The sequence below is a fragment of the Pseudoduganella buxea genome (assembly GCF_009720835.1).
GTDB classification, from domain to species: domain Bacteria; phylum Pseudomonadota; class Gammaproteobacteria; order Burkholderiales; family Burkholderiaceae_D; genus Rugamonas; species Rugamonas buxea.
In genome coordinates, this window is sequence record NZ_WNKZ01000052.1 from 14,930 (window position 1) to 36,015 (window position 21,086).

The 21,086-nt window shown below is 66.0% G+C and carries 22 protein-coding genes; 11 read left to right on the forward strand and 11 right to left on the reverse strand.

Features of this window, described 5'->3' with window-relative positions; genetic code table 11:
- The first annotated feature begins 88 nt into the window (after nucleotides 1–88).
- Nucleotides 89–1,225 (forward strand): glutamate 5-kinase, encoded by a 1,137-nt coding sequence (proB, locus tag GM672_RS17185; RefSeq protein WP_155471764.1) that lies wholly within the window; start codon nucleotides 89–91, stop codon nucleotides 1,223–1,225.
- A 116-nt stretch (nucleotides 1,226–1,341) separates the two neighbouring features.
- Here the strand turns inward: proB and nth are convergent, their stop codons facing one another.
- Together nth and rsxB are read right to left on the reverse strand one after the other, a co-directional pair.
- Nucleotides 1,342–1,989, reverse strand: coding sequence for an endonuclease III (nth, locus tag GM672_RS17190; RefSeq protein ID WP_155471765.1), 648 nt, complete (start codon nucleotides 1,987–1,989; stop codon nucleotides 1,342–1,344).
- Nucleotides 1,986–2,696, reverse strand: coding sequence for an electron transport complex subunit RsxB (gene rsxB, locus GM672_RS17195; protein ID WP_170300109.1), 711 nt, complete (start codon nucleotides 2,694–2,696; stop codon nucleotides 1,986–1,988). Before rsxB ends, nth begins: the two co-directional genes overlap by 4 nt.
- Before the next feature lie 137 nt (nucleotides 2,697–2,833).
- Here rsxB and GM672_RS17200 point away from each other — a divergent pair, with 137 nt between their 5' ends.
- Entirely contained in the window at nucleotides 2,834–3,640 is an 807-nt protein-coding gene (locus GM672_RS17200; protein WP_170300110.1) for a substrate-binding periplasmic protein, read from the forward strand.
- 53 nt (nucleotides 3,641–3,693) lie between these two features.
- On the opposite strand, the gene GM672_RS17205 is transcribed toward GM672_RS17200, so the two are convergent.
- The 5 genes from GM672_RS17205 to GM672_RS17225 form a co-directional block, all read right to left on the reverse strand.
- Entirely contained in the window at nucleotides 3,694–4,929 is a 1,236-nt protein-coding gene (locus GM672_RS17205; RefSeq protein WP_155471767.1) for a polyhydroxyalkanoate depolymerase, read from the reverse strand.
- 223 nt (nucleotides 4,930–5,152) lie between these two features.
- Nucleotides 5,153–6,220 (reverse strand): NAD(P)/FAD-dependent oxidoreductase, encoded by a 1,068-nt coding sequence (locus GM672_RS17210; RefSeq protein WP_155471768.1) that lies wholly within the window; start codon nucleotides 6,218–6,220, stop codon nucleotides 5,153–5,155.
- A gap of 174 nt (nucleotides 6,221–6,394) precedes the next feature.
- Nucleotides 6,395–6,718 (reverse strand): ferredoxin FdxA, encoded by a 324-nt coding sequence (gene fdxA / locus GM672_RS17215; RefSeq protein WP_134387214.1) that lies wholly within the window; start codon nucleotides 6,716–6,718, stop codon nucleotides 6,395–6,397.
- A gap of 168 nt (nucleotides 6,719–6,886) precedes the next feature.
- On the reverse strand, nucleotides 6,887–7,171 hold the full coding sequence (locus GM672_RS17220; protein WP_155471769.1) for a protealysin inhibitor emfourin: 285 nt from the start codon (nucleotides 7,169–7,171) through the stop codon (nucleotides 6,887–6,889).
- Between the two features lie 43 nt (nucleotides 7,172–7,214).
- Complete coding sequence (locus tag GM672_RS17225; RefSeq protein ID WP_155471770.1) at nucleotides 7,215–8,645, reverse strand: gluzincin family metallopeptidase; 1,431 nt, start codon at nucleotides 8,643–8,645, stop codon at nucleotides 7,215–7,217.
- Nucleotides 8,646–8,777: 132 nt separating this feature from the next.
- On the opposite strand from GM672_RS17225, the gene GM672_RS17230 reads away from it, so the two are divergent.
- Both GM672_RS17230 and GM672_RS17235 read left to right on the forward strand, forming a co-directional pair.
- Nucleotides 8,778–10,061 (forward strand): putative Na+/H+ antiporter, encoded by a 1,284-nt coding sequence (locus tag GM672_RS17230; protein WP_229417789.1) that lies wholly within the window; start codon nucleotides 8,778–8,780, stop codon nucleotides 10,059–10,061.
- Nucleotides 10,062–10,094: 33 nt separating this feature from the next.
- On the forward strand, nucleotides 10,095–10,370 hold the full coding sequence (locus GM672_RS17235) for a polyhydroxyalkanoic acid system family protein (RefSeq protein ID WP_155471771.1): 276 nt from the start codon (nucleotides 10,095–10,097) through the stop codon (nucleotides 10,368–10,370).
- Nucleotides 10,371–10,442: 72 nt separating this feature from the next.
- Here GM672_RS17235 and GM672_RS17240 read toward each other — a convergent pair whose 3' ends face one another.
- Both GM672_RS17240 and GM672_RS17245 read right to left on the reverse strand, forming a co-directional pair.
- Nucleotides 10,443–10,697 (reverse strand): acyl-CoA-binding protein, encoded by a 255-nt coding sequence (locus tag GM672_RS17240; protein WP_155471772.1) that lies wholly within the window; start codon nucleotides 10,695–10,697, stop codon nucleotides 10,443–10,445.
- Between the two features lie 181 nt (nucleotides 10,698–10,878).
- A complete protein-coding gene (locus GM672_RS17245) occupies nucleotides 10,879–11,166 on the reverse strand; it encodes an HU family DNA-binding protein (RefSeq protein ID WP_050409188.1) in 288 nt (95 codons plus the stop codon).
- A gap of 339 nt (nucleotides 11,167–11,505) precedes the next feature.
- On the opposite strand from GM672_RS17245, the gene GM672_RS17250 reads away from it, so the two are divergent.
- Complete coding sequence (locus tag GM672_RS17250; protein ID WP_155471773.1) at nucleotides 11,506–12,294, forward strand: anti-sigma factor; 789 nt, start codon at nucleotides 11,506–11,508, stop codon at nucleotides 12,292–12,294.
- Between the two features lie 75 nt (nucleotides 12,295–12,369).
- Here the strand turns inward: GM672_RS17250 and GM672_RS17255 are convergent, their stop codons facing one another.
- Together GM672_RS17255 and GM672_RS17260 are read right to left on the reverse strand one after the other, a co-directional pair.
- Nucleotides 12,370–12,576, reverse strand: coding sequence for a hypothetical protein (locus GM672_RS17255; RefSeq protein ID WP_155471774.1), 207 nt, complete (start codon nucleotides 12,574–12,576; stop codon nucleotides 12,370–12,372).
- Nucleotides 12,576–12,932, reverse strand: coding sequence for an FKBP-type peptidyl-prolyl cis-trans isomerase (locus GM672_RS17260; protein WP_155471775.1), 357 nt, complete (start codon nucleotides 12,930–12,932; stop codon nucleotides 12,576–12,578). Before GM672_RS17260 ends, GM672_RS17255 begins: the two co-directional genes overlap by 1 nt.
- A 246-nt stretch (nucleotides 12,933–13,178) precedes the next feature.
- Here GM672_RS17260 and GM672_RS17265 point away from each other — a divergent pair, with 246 nt between their 5' ends.
- The 6 genes from GM672_RS17265 to GM672_RS17290 all read left to right on the forward strand — a co-directional run bounded on the left by GM672_RS17265 (nucleotide 13,179) and on the right by GM672_RS17290 (nucleotide 21,075).
- Nucleotides 13,179–14,174, forward strand: a complete 996-nt coding sequence (locus GM672_RS17265; protein WP_155471776.1) for a YVTN family beta-propeller repeat protein — start codon at nucleotides 13,179–13,181, stop codon at nucleotides 14,172–14,174.
- Between the two features lies 1 nt (nucleotide 14,175).
- Nucleotides 14,176–14,964, forward strand: coding sequence for a polysaccharide deacetylase family protein (locus GM672_RS17270; RefSeq protein ID WP_170300111.1), 789 nt, complete (start codon nucleotides 14,176–14,178; stop codon nucleotides 14,962–14,964).
- Nucleotides 14,965–14,971: 7 nt separating this feature from the next.
- Nucleotides 14,972–15,967, forward strand: coding sequence for a sterol desaturase family protein (locus GM672_RS17275; protein WP_155471777.1), 996 nt, complete (start codon nucleotides 14,972–14,974; stop codon nucleotides 15,965–15,967).
- Entirely contained in the window at nucleotides 15,967–16,794 is an 828-nt protein-coding gene (locus tag GM672_RS17280) for an EI24 domain-containing protein (RefSeq protein ID WP_155471778.1), read from the forward strand. The genes GM672_RS17275 and GM672_RS17280 overlap by 1 nt, the downstream gene beginning before the upstream one ends.
- Before the next feature lie 10 nt (nucleotides 16,795–16,804).
- Nucleotides 16,805–17,596 (forward strand): competence/damage-inducible protein A, encoded by a 792-nt coding sequence (locus GM672_RS17285; RefSeq protein WP_155471779.1) that lies wholly within the window; start codon nucleotides 16,805–16,807, stop codon nucleotides 17,594–17,596.
- 335 nt (nucleotides 17,597–17,931) lie between these two features.
- A complete protein-coding gene (locus tag GM672_RS17290; protein WP_155471780.1) occupies nucleotides 17,932–21,075 on the forward strand; it encodes a transglycosylase domain-containing protein in 3,144 nt (1,047 codons plus the stop codon).
- Nucleotides 21,076–21,086 lie beyond the last annotated feature (11 nt).

The following is a 21,086-nucleotide window of genomic DNA, read 5'->3' on the forward strand; positions in this document are numbered from 1 at the left end:
ACGCAAGCCTGGTAACGTCAGCGGCAAAGTCCGGCGACCGGCCTGGCGATCAAATCCCTCATTCAACAAGAGATTGGCCGCACTTTCCATGAGTTCCCCTCACGCTTACCCCTCCCTGATCCAGAAAGCCAACCGCCTGATCGTCAAGGTCGGCTCCTCGCTCGTCACCAATGACGGCCGTGGCCTCGATCATGCCGCCATCGCCCGCTGGGCCGCGCAGATCGCCGCCCTGCGCGCAATGGGCAAGCAGGTGGTGCTGGTCAGCTCCGGCGCCATCGCCGAAGGCATGCTGCGCCTGGGCTTCGAGCACCGTCCCACCGATATCCACGAACTGCAGGCCTGCGCCGCCGTGGGCCAGATGGGCCTTGCACAAATCTACGAAACGAGCTTTCGCGCGCATGGCCTTGGCACGGCCCAGGTGCTGCTGACGCACGCCGACCTGGCCGACCGCGAACGCTACCTGAATGCCCGCTCCACCCTGACGACCCTGCTGGGCCTGGGCATCGTCCCCATCATCAACGAGAACGATACCGTCGTCACCGATGAAATCAAGTTCGGCGACAACGACACGCTGGGCGCGCTGGTGGCCAACCTGATCGAGGCGGACGCACTGATCATCCTGACGGACCAGCGCGGCTTGTTCTCCGCGGACCCGCGCAAGGACCCGGCGGCCTACCTGATCGAACGGGCCAGCGCGGGCGATCCGGCGCTTGAAGCGATGGCCGGCGGCGCCGGTTCCAGCCTTGGGCGGGGCGGCATGCTGACGAAGATCCTGGCCGCCAAGCGGGCCGCCCGCTCCGGCGCGCACACGGTGATCGCCTTCGGGCGCGAGCCGGACGTGCTGACGCGCCTGGGCAGCGGCGAAGCCATCGGCACCGAGCTGCAGGCGCAGACGGGCCACCTGACGGCGCGCAAGCAGTGGATGACGGACCACCTGCACACGGCAGGCCAGGTCGTCATCGACGCCGGCGCGGTGGAGAAGATTTCGCGCGAAGGCAAGTCGCTGCTGCCGATCGGCGCCATCGAAGTGCGCGGCGAATTCGGCCGCGGCGCCGTCATCACCTGCGTCAGCCAGGCCGGCGTACCCGTCGCCCGCGGCCTGACCAACTACACCAGCGGCGAAGCCCGCCGTATCCTGCGCAAGCCGTCGGCCGACATCGAAGCCATCCTCGGCTTCGTCGAAGGCCCCGAGCTGATCCACCGCGACAATATGGTGTTGCTCTAAGCCTCGACGGGTTCCGTCGCTACTGCCCCGCTCGTGTCAACATGGACACCGACACCGCAGCAATACGGCTGGGCTCGTGTCTAAGTCCATGTTGACACGGACTCGGCAGTAGACGGTCACACGACAGCCGGGGCCGGGGTCTTGGCCTTGTACTCGCACAGGTCGGCGATCATGCAGTTCCAGCACTGGGGCTTGCGGGCGATGCAGGTGTAGCGGCCGTGCAGGATCAGCCAGTGGTGGGCGTCCTGCAGGAATTCCTTCGGCACGAATTTCAGGAGCTTCTGCTCGACGATGTCGACGTTCTTGCCCGGCGCGATGCCGGTGCGGTTCGACACGCGGAAGATGTGCGTGTCCACCGCGATGGTGGGGTCGCCGAAGGCCGTGTTCAGCACCACGTTGGCCGTCTTGCGGCCCACGCCGGGCAGCGATTCGAGCGCCGCGCGGTCATGCGGCACTTCGCCGCCGTACTGCTCCTGCAGGATCTGGCACGTTGCCATCACGTTCTTCGCCTTGGTGCGGTACAGGCCGATGGTCTGGATATACGTGGTCAGTTCGTCGATGCCCAGCGCGAGGATTTTCGCCGGCGTGTTGGCCACCGGGTAGAGCTTGCGCGTGGCCTTGTTGACGCCCACGTCGGTGGCCTGGGCCGACAGCAGCACGGCGATCAGGAGTTCGAACGGCGTCGTGTATTCCAGTTCCGTGGTGGGGTGGGGATTGGCTTCGCGCAGGCGGCGAAAGATTTCGTGGCGTTTGGCTGCGTTCATTGGTCTCGCGGTGGGTCGTCTTTATCGCTGGCGGCGGCCTTGGCCGCTTCGGCCTTCAGGCGCGCCCGTTCCATTGCGGCGGCGATGATGGCGCGCTTGCGTTCCTTTTCCGCCAGTTCGGCCGCGTTGTCGGGCGTCAGGCGCGTTACCGCTTCCATCTTGGCCTGCGCCTTGGCGGCCAGGCGCGCATCGTTTTCCTCGCGTTCGCGCTTCAGGCGCTCGTTGCGGAAGTCATGGCGCGCGCGGGCGGCGTCGGCATCGTGCTGGCTCCACGCATCCCAGCCCGTCGTTTCCGTGACGGGGTACATGACGATGCAGTCGACCGGGCAGGGCTTGACGCACAGGTCGCAACCCGTGCACAGCTCGGGAATGATGGCGTGCATCTGCTTGGCCGCGCCGGCGATGGCGTCCACCGGGCAGGCCTGGATGCACAAGGTACAGCCGATGCACAAGGCTTCATCGATGAAAGCCACGGCGCGCGGGCGCTCCAGGCCGTTGATGGGGTTGAGGGGAATGACGGCGTGGCCCGTCACGCGCGACAGGCGCAGGATGCCTTCCTGCCCGCCCGGTGGGCACTGGTTGATGGGGGCGTCGCCCGCCGCGATGGCTTCGGCGTACGGGCGGCAGCCGGCATAACCGCACTTGGTGCATTGCGTCTGCGGCAGCACGTCTTCGATGCGGTCGGCGAGGGTGTGTGGTTCGGTCACGGGTCGAGGCGGTACGGAAAAGCCACATTATCCTTCATCGGCACGGTCGTGCAGCGAAAACCCCGGACGCCAGGCGGGGGATGGCCGCACCGCTGAATGCGTCTGGCGTTCGATCTGCGCTTGTGCGAGCATATTGCATGATCGAAGCTAGCCCCAAGCGTGGCCGCAAGCGCTCCGAACGCCGGTGGTGGCGCCATGCCGTCGCCGTGGCCGCCCTGTGCGCGACGGGCATGGCCGAAGCGCAGACGTCGCGCACGATCCGCGTGGCCGGCGAGGAATGGCCGCCGTTCCTGGCCCGCTCCCTGCCGGACGACGGCCTGACGGGCTCGCAGCTGCGCGCGGTACTGGACCGGCTGGGCTATACCGCCAGCATCGACTACTATCCGTGGCGCCGGGCCATGGAGCTGGGCATGCACGATCCCCGCTATGCCGGCTTCATGCCCGTGCTGCGTACGCCCGAGCGCGAGAAGTTCTGTCATTTTTCCACCACGCTGGGCCGCACTTCCTATGTGCTGGCCTACCTGCGCGAGCGGCCCGTGCGCGCCAGGAGCCTGGCCGATTTGCGCGATACGCGCATCGGCACCGTCTCCGGTTATTCGTACAGCGCCGACTTCGATACGATGGCGGCGACGCGCGCGCTCGACGTCGAGGAAGCCGTCAACGACGAAACCAACCTGAGAAAACTGCTGTTCCGGCGCTTTCCCGTCATCGTCATCGACAGCCAGGTGCTGCGCTTCCTGCTGGCGAAGGACGCGTTCACGCAGGCCGACCGGGAACGCATCGCCACCAGCGACGGCCTGTTCGCCGAGCGCACGATGCACCTGTGCTTCCGCCGCACGACGGTCGGGCAGGTCCAGCAGCAGGCCTTCGACAACGCCGCGCGGGAAGTGGATCTGAACCGGCTGGAGAAGGAGTACTGGCGCCGCATCGGCGTGGGCGGATAAAAAAATGCCGCCCGAAGGCGGCATCTTGCGTAACGTGAGTCAGCCGCAGCAAATCAGGCGTGCTGCCGGATGAAGTCCGTGATCTTCGGGCACACGATCTCGCGCCAGCGCCGGCCGGAGAAGATGCCGTAGTGGCCGGCCTGCGGCACGACGAAGTCTTCCTGCATATTGGCCGGAATACCGGAGCACAGGTCGTGCGCGGCCTGGGTCTGGCCGGCGCCGGAGATGTCGTCCAGTTCACCTTCGACCGTCAGCAGCGCCACATTGGTGATGTCCTGCGGACGCACCAGCTGGCCGCCCACTTCCCACGTGCCCTTGGGCAGGCGGAATTCCTGGAACACGGTCTTGATGGTGTCGAGGTAGTACTCGGCCGGCATGTCCAGCACGGCGTTGTATTCGTCGTAGAACTTGCGGTGGCTGTCGGCCGGCTCGTCGTCGCCGCGCACCAGGTGCATGTAGAACTCGCGGTGCGACTGGGCGTGACGGCCCGGGTTCATGGCGATGAAGCCGGCATGCTGGAGGAAGCCCGGGTAGACCTTGCGGCCAAAGCCCGCGTAGTTCGGCGGCACCGGATAGATCACGGTGTTCTCGAACCACGAGAACGGCTTCTCGGTGGCCAGGTTGTTGACGGCCGTGGGCGACTTGCGCGGGTCGATCGGGCCGCCCATCATCGTCATCGTCTTCGGCAGCTTCGGGTCCTTGTTGGTCGCCATCAGCGAGATCGCGGCCAGCACGGGCACCGTGGGCTGGCAGACGGAAATGACGTGCACGTCCGGGCCCAGGTGGCGGATGAAGTCCTGCACGTAGAAGATGTAGTCGTCCAGGTGGAAGGCGCCTTCGGACAGCGGCACCATGCGCGCATCGGTCCAGTCGGTGATGAAGACGTCATGGTCGGCCAGCAGGCCGCGCACGGTATCGCGCAGCAGGGTCGAGTGGTGGCCAGACAGCGGAGCGACCAGCAGCACGGTGGGCTGGGCCAGCGCGCGGGTTTCCGATTCGGGCAGGTTCTTGCGGAAGTGCAGCAGGCGGCAGAAGGACTTCGTCACCTCGACATGTTCGAGGATGCCGACCGGTTTGCCGTTGACGGTCACCGTGTCGATGCCGAAGGCCGGCTTTTCGTAGTCCTTGCCCAGGCGGTACAGCAGCTCGTAGCCGGCGGCGATCCGTTGGGAGAAGGGCGTGTGCGCCAGCGGCGACACCGGATTGCTGAATAGTTTGGATGACGCCTCGGCCCACTGCATCAGCGGGTTCAGGAAGGTGCGTTGCATCTCATGGAGTTGATAAAGCATAGGTGATCCTGGGTCGTAAGGCACCGCTGGGCGGGCTGCGGTGCGGAGTTCATGAGCCCATTATAGGCCGTTTTTTCTTGGCGTAAAGAATTATTCCAAAGACGACAGATAGACCGATAAAGCACGGGATTCACCCTAAGTATTACGATAATAGTGTTTCCAAAACAAAAAAAGCAGCGTTTCCGCTGCTTTCTTGTAGGACGTTTCCGAGCGTGAAGTCGGATCAGTCAAACACGGGCGATTCCACACCCAGCACCTTGTGCAGTTTCGGCGACGTCGTCGTGTACTGCATGTGGATCTTCTTGTCGGGGAAGATGTAGGGTGCCGCGCCGAAGGCCGCCAGGGCCGCTTCGTGGAAGCCCGACAGGATCAGCTTCTTCTTGCCAGGGTAGGTATTGATGTCGCCCACGGCGAAGATGCCCGGCACATTCGTCTCGAACTTTTCCGTGTTGACGACCTTGAGCTGCTTGCGCTCGATGTCCAGGCCCCACTCGGCGATCGGGCCCAGCTTCGGCGACAGGCCGTAGAACACCAGCAGCATGTCCAGCGGCACGCGGCGGGTGACGCCGTCGGCGCCCGTCACGCGCAGGTCGGACAGCTTGCCGTCCTTTTCCTCGTAGCCGGAGACCTGGCCGATAATGAGCTGCATCTCGAAGTCTTCGCACAGCTGCTTCATCTTCGCGACGGAGGCGGGCGCGGCGCGGAAGTCCTCGCGGCGGTGCAGCAGCACGACCGATTCGGCCTTGCCGACGAAGTTCAGGGCCCAGTCCAGCGCGGAGTCGCCGCCGCCGCAGATGACGAGGTTCTTGCCTTCGAACTGGGCCGGGTCCTTGACGCGGTAGAACACCTGCGAGCCGTCGAAGGCTTCCAGGCCGTCGACCTTCATCGTGCGCGGCTGGAAGGAGCCGACGCCGGCGGCGATGAAGATGGTCTTCGTGACCAGCTTCGTGCCCAGGCTGGTTTCAACGTCGAAACGGCCGTCTTCGCGCTTTTGCACGAGCGTGACTTCCTGGCCCAGGTGGAAGGTGGCGCCGAACGGCTCGATCTGCTTGAGCAGGCCGTCCGTCAGTTCCTGGCCCGTGCAGGAAGGAATCGCGGGAATATCGTAGATCGGCTTGTCCGGATACAGTTCCACGCATTGGCCGCCGACGGCGGCGAGCGAGTCGATGACGTGGGCCTTGATTTCCAGCAGGCCCAGTTCGAAGACCTGGAACAGGCCGACGGGGCCGGCGCCGATGATGACGGCGTCGGTTTCGAATTGTCCGCCTGGCGGAGTGCTGACGATATTCATAACGATTTTCTATCCTGTGATTTCAAATGCGGCAGGCCCGGCCAGGGCCGGGATCAAAAAACCAGCGCTGCCGGGCGCAGTGACGAACATTTTGCGCAAGACGCCTGCCCGCCAGGGCAGAGCGGACGCGCATGCCGGCCACGCCGGGCGTGGGGCGGCATGCGGCGATCGGGCTCAGCGGACCAGCAGGTGCGCTTTTTCCTTGACGTCCTTGAACTGCTCGGCTTCCGGCAAGGCTGGCTTGGTCTTCGTGATCGAAGGCCAGTTGCGCGACAGGTCCGCGTTGATCTTGATGTATTGCTGCTGGTCGGACGGCACGTCTTCTTCGGCGAAGATGGCGTTGACCGGGCATTCGGCCACGCACACGGCGCAGTCGATGCACTCATCCGGGTCGATCGCCAGGAAATTCGGGCCTTCACGGAAACAATCTACCGGGCAAACATCGACGCAGTCCGTGTAACGGCAGCTGATGCAAGATTCGGTGACAACGTGGGTCATAGCGGTCCTATTAATGTTGGTGCGCCGGACGGGGCGGGAATTTCGCGCATGCCGCGATGCCCATGGGGTCTCATCCAGCAAAAGCACTGTATTTTAGGGCAATTCGCTCTTTCTCACAATTCAGGCTTAGACACAATACAAATAAGCAAATGCGGCGTGTGGGTGGCGTCAAGCGGCCAGGATGCGCGCCAGCAGCGCTTCCCACGGCCGGCTGGCGGCGCTGCCGTCCTGCACGAACGAGATGCTGTGCCGGTGGCCGTCCGCATCGACGGCGATGGTCCAGCGCTGCAGGTCGGCGCCCACCGCGTTGGCCGCCGGCGGCGCGGCGTCGAAGAAATGGTTGGCGGCCAGGGCCGCCTCCAGTGCCGGCCCGGCCGGATTGGCCGCCGTGTCCACTTCGTGATATTGCGTGGTGCAGGCGAAGCCGCCGGCACCCAGGGCCGTGATCTTCATCGTGTCCTCCTGCCGGCTGTGCCGGCGCGTGGTGGGGCCGGGCTTATTTGGCGGCCGTCAGTTCCTCGGTGGTGGCCGGTTCCGGGTGCCAGCGTTCGCCCCCGTAGTGCCGGCACCAGCTGGCCAGGGCCTGGCGTTCCTCCTCCAGCACGCCTTCCAGGTCGAAATACTGGGCGTGGGTCATCGTGCCGCAGCAGGCGCGCCGGTCCTGCAGGGCGCCTGGTGCGTCCTGCACGGCCGGGGCGATGCCGGCGGCAAGCGCCTCGGCCAGCGTCGCCGTGCCGGCCGCGAGCACCTCGCGCACGGTGAAGCGGTCGCGGATGCATTCCAGGTAGCTGGCCGGCTTACCGTCGGCGCTGGCCAGGTGCAGCATCCGGTTGGCCACGTCGGCATAGCTGGCGTTGCGGTCCGGCGCGGCCAGCAGCGCGCGCAGGGTCAGCCCGCACAGGTAGGCACCGACCCGGTGCAGCACGACGGCGTCGTCTTCCAGCGCGGGGCGGCGCTCGAAGGCGAACAGGTCGGCCAGGATGTCGTACACGGCGCCCGTGAACACCTGGGAAATGGCATGCACTTCGGTGCCGGCCTCGGACAGCTTCAGGTCGTTGTCGGCATTGCGCAGCCCGTTCGGCCGGCCCAGCGCGCTGCCGAACTGCTCGGCCATGTCGGCCAGGAAGGTCTTGTCGTGCAGGTCGGCGCGGGTCTGGGCGATGACGGCTTCGGCCTGGTCCAGCTGCGACAGGGCCAGGAAGATGGCCGTCAGGTCGCCGAAGGCCTCGTGCAGGCCGCCCGTCTGCGGCGGCGCCGACGACAGGATCCAGCGCGGTTTCAGGCCATCGAGTACGGCGTGGCCCGTTTCATGGGCCACGATGTCGAAGGAGCGGCACGTGAACATGTGGCCGGCGCCGTCGTCCGCCTCGAAGTCGCCGAACTTCAGGGCCCGCTCGTTGCGGCTGTAATACGCGTTCATCACATTGGGCAGGCCGTGCGGGAAGATCACCAGGGGCTCGGTGTTGCTGGCGCTGTTCCAGGCCCACGGCACCAGGCCCGCATCCTGGGCCGCCAGCACGCGCTGGAACATCGTCAGGGTCTGGCGCACGACGGCGAAGGTGTGCACGGCATCGAACTGGTCGGTATCGGGCGGCACGATGAAGTCGCCGAAGGCATTCGGGCTGACGGGGGCGATGCCCGGCTGGCCCGAGGCGATGCGGGCGTCGCGCGGGCCTTCCAGCACGACCCCGGGCAGGAAGGCCTTGCGCGTGCCCATTTCCAGCACGGACGGGTCCTGCTTCCACATCAGCACGCGCGCGCCGGTGGGGGCCGCCTGCAGCCGCTGCGGCAGGCCGGCCGTCTTCAGGCGCGGCGCGCCCGGCTGCAGGGTTGCCGCCAGCACCTTGCGGTGCACGCGGTATGAGGCCGACGGGGTCGGCACGAAACCCACCGGCAATACCGCCGGCAATCTGGCTCTGTCGTTCATCGTGTTCTCCTGGAGGGGGATGAGCCCATCGTCCCGCCGCGCGCGCTTAGCATGTTTGATCCAGCGCAAAGTTGCGCGCGGCGTTTTGCCGTTCGCACTCGGCCGCCGGAGGGTGTGACTTGCTGTCGTACAATGGAAATCTCGACCCTGGAGATGCGCGTGACCCCCAGCACCATTCAAATCGCCGGCGCGGCCCTGTTCGCCATCGCCATCCTGCATACCTTCAGCGCCGGCCTGTTCGAGCGCATCGCCCACCGCTTTCCCGCCCACGCCGGCATCTGGCACCTGCTGGGCGAGGTGGAGGTGGTGTTCGGCTTCTGGGCCCTGGTGCTGGTGGTGTTCATCGGCGCCACGTCCGGCACCGGCCAGGCCGTGGCCTATGTGGACAGCCGCAATTTCACGGAGCCCCTGTTCGTCTTCGTCATCATGGTGATCGCCGCCACCCGGCCCATCCTGCAGACCACGAAGGGAGTCGTGGCGCTGCTGGCGCGCGCCGTGCCGCTGCCCGGCAGCATGGGCTTCGTCGTCGTCGTGCTGTCCGTCGTGCCGCTGCTGGGCTCGTTCATCACGGAACCGGCCGCGATGACGCTGGGCGCCCTGATCCTGGCCGAGCGGCTGTACGCGGGCGGCATTTCCGAACGGCTGAAATACGCCGCCATCGGCGTGCTGTTCGTCAACGTCTCGATCGGCGGCACCCTGACGCCGTATGCGGCGCCGCCCGTGCTGATGGTGGCGGCCAAGTGGGGCTGGGACCTGCAGTTCATGCTGGGCCAGATCGGCTGGAAGGCGGCCGTGGCCGTGCTGGTCAACGCCGTCGGTCTGGTCCTGCTGTTCGCCCGCGAGCTGACGGTACACCGGCCTGTTTCCGCGCCCGCAGAGGAACGGGTGCCGCTGCCGCTGGTGCTGGTGCACGTGGCCTTCCTGGCCGGCGTCGTCGTGTTTTCCCACCACCCGGCCGTCTTCATGGGGCTGTTCCTGTTCTTCCTCGGGGTAGCCCATGCGTACGAGCGCTTCCAGGACCGGCTGATCCTGCGCGAAGGCTTGATGGTGGCGTTCTTCCTGGCCGGCCTGGTGGTGCTGGGCGGGCAGCAGGGCTGGTGGCTCCAGCCAGTGCTGATGAGCCTTAGCAGCGAGGCCGTGTTCTACGGTGCCACGGCGCTGACGGCCATTACCGACAACGCCGCGCTCACTTACCTGGGCTCGCTGGTGGAAGGCCTGACGGACGAATTCAAGTATGCGCTGGTGACGGGCGCCGTCACGGGCGGCGGGCTGACGGTGATCGCCAACGCGCCCAACCCGGCCGGCATGTCGATCCTGAAGAACCACTTCCGGCTGGAGACGGTTTCCGCGCTGGGGCTGCTGGTGGCGGCCCTGCCGCCCACTCTTGTTGCCGTGGCCGCCTTCCGCCTGCTGTAGGGCTGTGGCATCATTGCGCCTTTTGCCCACAGCATGATCAATATTATTCAGGAACACAATCTGGAACCGGCGGCGGCCCGCGCGGCGGCCGAGCAGGTGGCGGAAAAGCTGGCCCGTGAGTTCGATCTCACCTGCAACTGGCAGGGCGACGTGCTGCGTTTCGAGCGCAGCGGCGTCGAGGGCGAGCTGACCCTGGCGCCGCGCCAGGCGCAGATGCAGATCAAGCTGGGGTTCCTGTATGGCGCCTTTGCCCCGGCCATCCAGAGCAAGGTGGAAGAAAAGATGCGCAAGGTGTTCGGCGCGGCGTGATGTGCCGATGCGCCGGGCGCAAGAAAGGCCGGGACGCTTGCGCGTTCCCGGCCTTTTTCGCTGGGGGCTGGCTCAGCCCTTCAGGTCCGCGATCAGGTCGATGTACTGTTGCTGCGCATCTTCCTGCGACGTGCCTTTCAGCGCGGCCCAGGCGTCGAACTTGGCACGGTTGACGAAGTCCGTCATGCCGGGGCGCTCGCCCGTGGCGTCGCCGCTGGAACCCTGCTTGAACAGGGCGTAGATCTTCAGCAGCGTCATATTGTCCGGGCGTTCCGGCAGGTTCTTCGAATCGGCCATGGCCTGGTCGAATTGTTCTTGCAGACTCATCGTGGTCCTCGTTTGGTTGGCGATGCGCCATCATACAAAATCCGCCCCGGCGCACCGGCGGAAAACTGTAGAGGACTTGTTCCAAACTGCAATACGGCCCCAACGTAAAACGGCGGTTCAGGACCCGCGCGCTGCGAGTCCTGAACCGCCGTTCCGGTTCTGCCTGGTGCGTACTACGTGCTTATTTCTTCTTGGTCGGGTTGACGGCCGCCTTCAAGGTCGCGCCAGCCGAGAACTTCGGGGTCTTCGACGCCGCGATCTTGATCGCTTCGCCGGTTGCCGGATTGCGGCCTTTACGGGCAGCGCGCTTGGCGACGGAGAACGTGCCGAAACCGGTGATGCCGACCGTGTCGCCCTTTTTCAGACGTTCGGTAACGATGGCAATCAGGGTGTTCACTGCATCGTTGGCGGCGGCACCGGACATTTCGGTACGTTTCGCAAATTCAGCAATCAGTTCGCCTTTTTTCATTACTACCTCCTTCGTTAATAGAGGGCGCAGATTAGCATAATATTTGCCGAAAGTAATGCTTTCTCGTTGAACAAACCCATATGGCGCCTGGGCTCCCCCGAAATGGGGCACGCGCGGGGTCCGCGGCGGCCATGCTGCACTGCACGGTAGCGGCAAGCGGGGCGCGGCATGGGCGCAACCCGGTGCTAATATGAAGCCGCGAGAGGCCCGCTTGCAAGAGCGGGCCCCCGAAAAGCGGGCAGGAACGGCTGAACGCCAAGGCTGATCACGAAGCCGAACAAGATGGCGAGCCGCGCGAACTGGCTGGGAAGCGGCCTATTGGAAGGCGGGGACACGATCATGACTTTTTCCGATGAAACCCTGATGGCGTATGCCGATGGCGCACTGGACGCAACGACGCGCCACGCCGTCGAAGCCGCCTGTGCCAGGGATGCCACCTTGGCGCGCCGCGTCGAGCAGTGCAAGATGCGCCGTGCGAACTTCGCCGGCTTCGCGCCGGGCGAGGAAGCGCTGGGCCAGCGCGTGCGGCCCCTGCGGCAGGCCACCGTGGTCAGCCTGGACGTGGTGCGGGCGCGCCGTGAAGCCACGCAGCAGGCCGCGCGCAAGGCCGGCCGCGAACGGCGCTGGTCCTGGCGCGAATGGGGTGCGCTGGCCGGCGTGCTGATGCTGGGTGTCGTGGCCGGCAAGTTCGGCCTGTCCTACCTGCAGGAAGACGATGTGCGCGCCGACCTCGTGGCAAGCCGCGACGGCACCCTGGTGGCGCAGGGCCGCCTGGCCACGGCGCTGGAACAGCAGCCGTCGGCGGCGCGCGGCGCGGGCCCGGCCGCCGCGGTCGGCACCATCCGCATCGCCATGTCCTTCGTGTCCACGGACGGCGCCTACTGCCGCAGCTTCGCCAGCGGCAGCGGCAGCCACCAGATCGACGGCCTGGCCTGCAAGACGGGGCAGGAGTGGCGCATTCCCGTGCTGGTGCAGAATCCCCGGCCCGCATTGGCCGGCAACGAGCGCGCCGCCATCGTCGACGCGATGCCGTCCCAGGTCGAACTGTCGATCGAGCAGCGCATGTCCGGCGAGGCGCTCGATGGCCGGGCCGAGCAGGCCGCCATGCAGAAGGCCTGGCAGCGCTGACATTGCACTCGCCCCCATAAGAGAAAAGGCAGCGCGAGGCTGCCTTTCGTTCGTCATGCCGCCCAGGCGGGTGGCTTACTTCTTCTTGTCGTCGTCCTCGTCGTCGTCCGAACCGAGGGCAGCCTGGCCCACGTAGACAACGCCCTTGCCGGCCGCGACGCCCACGTCCACCGCCGTCGATGCCACCGCCACCCCGGCGCCGACCACGGCACCGGTGACGGCCACGACGGCGCAGCCGGACAGCATGCCGGCTGCCAGGACGATTGCGGCCAGCACGCGCATTACACGCCCAGCAGCTCGACGTCGAAGATCAGCGTGGCGTTCGGCGGGATCACGCCGCCGGCGCCGCGAGCGCCGTAGCCCAGTTCGGCCGGGATGGTCAAGGTGCGGGTGCCGCCCACTTTCATGCCCTGCACGCCTTCATCCCAGCCGCGGATGACCATGCCGGCGCCCAGCGCGAACTCGAACGGATCGTTGCGGTCCTTGCTGGAGTCGAATTTCGCACCCTTGCTGCCGTCGTCGTTGCGCAGCCAGCCGGTGTAGTGCACCGTCACGTTCTGGCCGGCTTTCGCTTCGGCGCCTTCGCCGACCTTGACGTCGTCGTACTGCAGGCCGGATGGGGTGGTGGTGATGGACATGAAGGTTCCTTTTGTTTGGTCAGTCGGGCTGACGATTGTAGTGCATGGCAGGCCAAAGCGCCATGCGGCGACGCGCCGTTAATACCCTGGCAATGACGACGCGCGGTGGAGCGATGACGATATGGAAAGGTCGTTGTTTTTCGAGTGCAACCAGGACTTAATCGGCCCTTAAACGCAGTTGCCGTAAGTAATTACCCCGGGCTTTGCTCTTAAAATAGAGCTTTCCGAACCTCCCGGGCGAACCTCATGTTTTGCAGCTTCCGTCGCATCGCCGTTTCCGCCTGCCTGCTGGCCGCCGCGCAGGCGCACGCTTCCGTCGCGCAATCGAACGCCGCGCAGTCCAATGTGGTCGTCGTCCTCAACTCGCGCGACGCCACCGTCCAGCTGCTGGACCAGGCCACCTACAAGAGCCTGCAGACCATCGCCGTCGGCAAGGAACCGCACCACCTGATGCCCACGCCGGACAACAAGTCGCTGATCGTGGCCAGCTCGATGGGCAACGAACTGCTGTTCCTCGATCCGAAGTCGGGCCAGGTGCAGCGCCGCATCAAGGACATCGTCGACCCGTACCAGATCGGCTTCACGCCGGACCAGAAGTGGTTCGTCGCCACGGCGCTGCGGCTCGATCACGTCGACCTGTACCGCTTCAACGGCAAGGACTTCACCCTGGCCAAGCGCCTGCCGCTGGCCAAGCTGCCCAGCCACGTGGCCTTCGACGCGAAGAGCACGATGGCCTTCGTGACCCAGCAGGGCAGCGACCAGGTCAGCGCCATCGACCTGGCCACGCAGACTGTCAAGTGGACCATGCCCGTCGGCAAACTCCCGGCGGGGATCGCGATGACGCCGGACGACAAGTACCTGCTGGTGGGCATCATGGGCAGCGACTACGTGGAAGTGATCGACTGGCGCACGCAGAAGACCGTCAAGCGCATCAAGGCCGGCGCCGGCACGCACAACTTCCGCGCCCAGGGCGACAGCCGTTACACCTATGTGTCGAACCGGGTCGCTAACTCGATCAACATCATCGACCAGAAGACCCTGGAAAACGTCGGCCAGATCAATGTGCCGGGCGGTCCGGACTGCATGGAAATCACGGCCGACGGCAAGACCATGTGGGTCACCCTGCGCTGGATCAAGAAGGTGGCCGTCATCGACCTGGCCAGCCGCAAGGTGGTCAAGTACATTCCCGTGGGCCGCTCGCCGCACGGCGTGTACTTCGCCAACGCTTCCGCGCGGATGTAAGGTGCGCCCGCCCGGCATCCTCGCTGCGCTGGCGCTGCTGGGCGCCGCGGCGCCGGCCTGGCCGGCGGCCCGATGCACCGGCACGATCTACCTGACCTTCGATACGGGCAGCCAGTCGCAGGCCGAGCTGGTCGCCGCCACCTTGAAACGCCACGCCATCCGCGCCACGTTCTTCCTCGCCAACGAGAAGACCGTGCGGGGCGACCATGCGCTCGACCCTTCCTGGGCGCCGTATTGGAAGGCGAGGGTTGCCGAGGGCCATGCCTTCGGTTCCCACACCTTCGACCACGTGTATTACGTCAGGGACGGCGCCGGCGGCGGCATCGTCGTCAAGCCCCAGTTCGGCAAGGAGGCGGGTCAGCGCCGCGCATGGAGCGCGGCGCAATACTGCGACGAAATCCGGCGTGTCGACACCCGCTTCCACGAGCTGACTGGCAATCACCTCGATCCCTTCTGGCGCGCTCCCGGCGGACGTACTTCTGCGCGTACAATAGCGGCCGCGCGCGGCTGCGGTTACGCGCACGCAGGCTGGGCCCCGGCCGGCTTTTCCGGCGATGAGCTTTCCAGCAGCGCCTTTCCGAATGCTGTATTGTTGAAGAAGGCACTGGACGGCCTGCGCGACGGCGATATCTTCATGGCCCACATGGGTATCTGGTCGCGCCGCGACCCGTGGGCGCCGGCCAACCTGGAGCCCTTGATCGCCGGCCTGGAAAAGAAGGGCTTCTGTTTTGCCACCCTGCGCGAGCATCCCGGCTTTGCCGGGGACCGACCCAACAACGTAGCGAAATAAAAACAAGATGATTCATCTGCTGACCGACTGGTTTGCACAGGCGCAGGGCTGGCTGTTCCAGGCCCTGATCGAACCGGCCATGTTCCAGGCCGGCCTGGCCGATTTTCTCGACGATGCCTTCGAGGGCACGGAATGGCTGCTGATCGGCCTGTGCGAGCTGGTGCTGATCTTCCTCGTGCTGCGGCCGATGGAGGCGCTGCTGCCGGTGCATCCCCTGTCCGACCGGCGCGCCCGCTGGAACGATTTCCTGTACACCTTCCTGCACCGGCTGGGCCTGTTCCCCGTGCTGGTGTTCTTCACGGTGGACCCCCTGATGGACGGCGTGGCCGGCTGGCTGCGGCTGGAGAACGTGCGCCCGTTCAACCTGGAGAACCTGGTGCCGGACATGGGCCCGCTGCTCAGCTTCGCCCTCTACTTCGTCGTGCTGGACTTCTTCGATTACTGGTATCACCGCGCCCAGCACGGCCTGGGCTGGTGGTGGGGCCTGCACAGCCTGCACCACAGCCAGCAGGACATGAACCTGTGGAGCGACGACCGCAACCACCTGCTGGACGACCTGCTGCGCGACGTCTACCTGGCCCTGATCGCGCTGGCCATCGGCGTGCCGCCGGGCCAGTACGTGCTGCTGGTGTCGCTGTCGCGCGTCCTGCAAAGCCTGCAACACGCCAATGTGCGCCTCCATTTCGGCCGCATCGGCGAGCGGCTGCTGGTGTCGCCCCGCTACCACCGCATGCACCATGCGATCGGCATCGGCCATGAATCGCAGGGCAAGGGCAGCCTGGGCGGCTGCAATTTCGCCGTGCAGCTGCCCGTGTGGGACATCCTGTTCGGTACCGCCAACTTCACGCCGGCGTTTGCCCGCACGGGCGTGCGCGACCAGATGCCGCGCCCCCGCGCCGACGGCAGCACGCAGCCGGGCCGCGACTACGGCCGCGGCTTCTGGCTTCAGCAGTGGCTGGGGGTGAAGCGGATGGTCGAATTCGCCAGGCGGAGGGCCGGCTGATGCGCGCCGTCGCCAATGCCTACGGGCGCGCCGTGCTGTCGCAGCTGCACGGACGCATGCTGATCCTGTCGGCCGTGCCGCTGCTGCTGTCGCTGCTGCTGTGGGGCGTCGTGCTGTACTTCGGCCTGCAGCCGCTGATGGACTGGCTGCACGCCAGCTTCGTCGACTACGACATCTTCCGCAGCACCAGCAGCTGGCTCGATTCGATCGGCCTGGGCTTCCTGAAGTCGCTGGTGGTGCCGTTCTTCGCGCTGCTGCTGCTGTTGCCGCTGATGATCCTGACGGCGCTGCTGTTCATGAACGTGGCCGCCATGCCCGTCATCGTGCGCCACGTATCGAGCCGCCACTATCCGAAACTGGAGATGAAGCGGGGCGGCAGCCTGCTGGGCGGCCTGGGCGCGGCCGTGTCCTCGTTCATGGTCTTCATCGTCATCTGGCTGGCCACCTTGCCCCTGTATATCCTGCCGCCGCTGGCGATGGTGTCGTCGGCCTGCCTGTGGGGCTGGCTGACGAGCCGCGTGATGTCCTACGACGCGCTGGCCGACCACGCCAGCGTGGAAGAGCGCCACACCATCCAGCGCGAACGGCGCTGGGAGCTGCTGGTCATCGGCCTCGTCTCGGGGGCGGCCGGCGCCTTGCCGCCGCTGCTGATGGCCGGCGGTGCCGTGCTGGCGGTGGTGTTCCTGCCCCTGTTCCTGGCCCTGATGATGTGGCTGTACGTGCTGATCTTCATCTTCACGGCCCTGTGGTTCCAGTACTACTGCCTGGAGGCGCTGGCGCAGCTGCGCGCGCGCACGGCGGCCAATCCCATCGAGGTGAACGCATGAAGGTAAACCAATGAACATCGGACTGATCGTCATCGGCGACGAAATCCTGTCGGGCAAGCGGGTCGACCAGCACTTCCCGAAAGTGGTGCAGATCCTGGCGGCGCGCGGCCTGCAATTGTCGTGGGCCGAGTACCTGGGCGACGAGCCGGAGCGCATCGCGGCCACCCTGAAGCGCACCTTCGCCACGCATGACATCGTGTTTTCCTGCGGCGGCATCGGCGCCACGCCGGACGACCACACGCGCCAGGCCGCGGCCGCCGCGCTGGGCCGGCCGCTGGTGCTGCATGAAGAGGGCCGGCGCAATATCGAGCAGCGCATCGTGCAGATGGCGCGCGAGGCGGGCAACGAAGCCGACCTGGGCGCGCCGGAAAACCTGCAACGCCTGAAGATGGCCGAGTTCGCGCAAGGCGCGGAACTGATTCCGAACCCGTACAACAACGTGGCCGGCTTCGCGTTGGGCACCCATTACTTCGTGCCGGGCTTTCCCGTGATGGCCTGGCCGATGATCGAATGGGTGCTCGACACGCACCATGCCGACCTGTTCAACCGCACGCCGCGGGCGGAGCGGGCCGTGCTGGTCTACGAGGCGGCCGAATCGGCGCTGACGCCGCTGATGGTGGCGCTGGAATCGGCCTGGCCCGGCATCAAGATATTCAGCCTGCCCAGCGTGGGCAATGCCACCACGCGCCGCCATATCGAACTGGGCGTGAAGGGCGCGCCGGACCAGGTGGCGGCCGCTTTCGACGCGCTGTGCGCCGGGCTGGATCGGCTGCGCGCCGAGTATGTGCGGGTGCAGCAATGACGTGCCCCGGCCAAGGGCCCGGCGCGTATCGATGACAGGGCCGTGACACACCCATGACGGGGTGTTGACAGGTCAACCAACTGTGGCCGCGCCACGTTGTTTTTTTGCGAAAATAGCAGGCACGCGTCAAATAATCGCCCAGTTCGGCTGTGCGCGTCGGGCCGATGTGGTGCAATGGCAATACGCCGTACGTCTCGGCCCGGTGCCGCAATGCACCACGCAGTGAACCCAACCAAGCACGCAGCAACGATGTAACAAACGTTCTCACGGGATTTTGTCACACACGCAGCACGAATACTGAAGCAGCAAGCACACTACGCAGCAAGAACCCACCTATGTCTTCCCAAACCGACCACGAGAGCCAGAGCCTGGACGACGAACAACCGGCGACGCCGCCGCCCTCCGAACCCCGCAAGAGCAAGCGATCGCGCAACGCCTTCATCGTCCTGATGCTGGTGCTGCTGTCGCTGTTCATCTGGTGGGCGATCCAGGAGATGCGCAGCTCGACGATGCAGGCGCGCTACTTCAGCGGCCTCGTCAAGGAGCTCAACTACAAGGTCGAGCCCGGCCCCAGCAAGGCCATCCGCTTCCCCCACGACAGCCCGTACGACGAGCGGCTCGGCTATGCCAACCTGCCCGACTACCTGGCGCGGCTGAAGCAGCGCGACTACGAAGTGGCTTCGCAGTCGCGCTTCTCGCCGAAGATGATGCAGCTCTCCGACATGGGCGTGTTCACCACCTTCCGCGAGAAGACCCGCACGGGCCTGACCATCTACGACTGCCGCGCCCAGCCCCTGTTCACGGCCAGCTACCCGGAACGGATCTACCCGGGCTTCGAGCAGGCGCCCACGGCCCTGATCCACAGCCTGCTGTTCATCGAGAACCGCGAGCTGCTGGACAACAAATACCCGACGAGGAACCCGGCCGTCGAATGGGACCGCCTGTCCAAGGCCATCCTGGAAAAATCCGTCAGCGCCGTCGGCCTGGCCAGCAGCCGCGCCGCCGGCGGCAGCACCCTGGCCACGCAGATCGAGAAGTACCGCCATTCGCCGGAAGGGCGGACCGGCTCGATGAAGGACAAGCTGCAGCAGATGGTGTCGGCCACGTTGCGCGCCTACCAGCAGGGCCCCGACACGACGGCCGTGCGCCGCCAGATCGTGGTCGACTACCTGAACACGGTGCCGCTGTCGGCCAAGCCGGGCTATGGCGAAGTGAACGGCATCGGCGACGGCATGTGGGTCTGGTATGGCCGTGACTTCAACGAAGTCAACGACCTGCTGTCGGGCCGCATGGACAAGCCGGGCAGCGCGCTGGCGTTCAAGGAAGCGCTGTCGCTGCTGATCGCCCAGCGCCGCCCCAGCCACTACCTGGGCGCGGGCGGCGAGGACCTGGAAATCCTCGCCAACAGCCACCTGCGCGTGCTGGCGCAGGCCGGCATCATCACGCCGGCGCTGCGCGACGCGGCGCTGAAGGAAAAGCTGCACCCGGCCCAGGGCAACGGCCTGCAATCGGCGCCGCCGATGAACTACGTGACGAAAAAGGCGTCGAACGCCGTGCGCGTGCACCTGGCCAACCTGCTGGGCGACAACCGCATGTACAACCTGGACCGCCTCGACCTGTCGGTCGTCAGCACGCTCGACGCCAATGCACAGAAGGCCGTGACGTCGATGCTGCACCAGTTGCGCGAAGCGGAGAGCGCGCAGCAGGCCGGCCTGACGGGCAAGGGCATGCTGGGCAACGGCGACCCCGCCAACGTGGTCTACAGCTTCACCTTGCTGGAGAAGGGCGACAAGGTCAATTACCTGCGCGTGCAGACGGATAACTACGACCAGCCCCTCGACATCAACGAAGGCGCCAAGCTGGACCTGGGCTCGACGGCCAAGCTGCGCACCCTGGTGACCTACCTGGACATCATCGAGCAGCTGCATAAAAAATACGGCGGCATGAGCGCGGCCGAACTGCAGAAGATCACCGTCGATCCGAAGGACCGCCTGAGCACGTGGGGCATCGAATACCTGGCGATGACGCCGATGGAAGGGCGCGACCTGACGGCCATGCTGAACGCGGCGATGGAGCGCAAGTACTCGGGCAATCCGGGCGAAGGCTTCTTCACGGGCGGCGGCCTGCATTACTTCGGCAACTTCTCGAAGGAAGACAACGGCCGCATCCTGTCCGTGCGCGAAGGCCTGCGCCGCTCGACCAACCTGCTGTTCGTGCGCCTGATGCGCGACGTCGTGCGCTACTACTCGTTCCAGATGCCCGGTTCCTCGGCCAGCCTGCTGGCCGATGCCGACGACCCACGCCGGGCCCAGTACCTGGCACGCTTCGCCGACAAGGAAGGCAAGGAATTTCTGTACCGCTTCTACGCCAAGTACAAGGGCAAGCCGAAGGGCCAGCTCGATCGCATCCTGGTCGACAGCGTGCGCCCGACGCCGCTGCGCCTGGCCAATATCCACCGCACTTTGTTCCCCAACGCGTCGCTGGGCGAATTCGCCATGTTCGTCAACGGTAACCTGACGACGCAAAGCGAAGTGCCACAAGAGCGCCTGGAGAAGATGTACGAGCAGTACGCGATGGACAAGTGGAACCTGGCCGACCGCGGCTACCTGGCCAATGTCCACCCGCTGGAACTGTGGCTGGTGGCCTACCTGCGCCAGAACGAAGGTGCTACCTTGAGCCAGGTGGTGGCCGCGTCCGAGAAGGAGCGCCAGGAAGTCTACCAGTGGCTGTTCAAGACGCACCGCAAGCACGCCCAGGACCGCCGCATCGCCGGCCTGCTGGAAATGGAAGCGTTCATGGAAATCCACCGCCAGTGGAAGAAGATGGGCTACCCCTTCGATTCGCTGGTGCCGTCGTACGCGACCACCCTGGGCGCGTCGGCCGACCGGCCCGCCGCGCTGGCCGAGATGATGGGCATTATCGTCAACGGCGGCGTCAGGAAGCCGACCCAGCGCATCGAGTCGCTGCACTTCGCCGCCGGCACGCCGTATGACACGACGGTGGCCCGCGCCAAGCAGGTGACGTCGGAACGTGTACTGGCGCCGGAAGTGGCACGGGTCGTGGCTGACGAAATCCGCGGCGTCGTCTCGGACGGTACCGCCAAGCGCGCCAAGACGGCCTTCACGGCAGCCGACGGCAGCAATATCGCCGTGGGCGGCAAGACGGGCACGGGCGACCAGCGCTTCGACGTGTATGCCGGCGGCGGGCGCCTGATCGAATCCCGCTACGTGAACCGTTCGGCCACCTTCGTCTTCAATATCGGCGAGCGCTTCTTCGGCAGCATGACGGCCTACGTGCACGGCCCGGACTCGAAGAACTACGACTTCACCAGCGCCTTGCCGGTGCAGCTGCTGACGGTGCTGGCCCCCAGCCTGATGCCGCTGATCGAGCCGAACCAGAAGGCCGTCGTACCCACCGACTCCGCCGTCGCCGCCGCCGCCGCGGCGCTGGGCGCGCCCGTCAAGGCTTGCGGAGGCTGATTCCCCGGCGA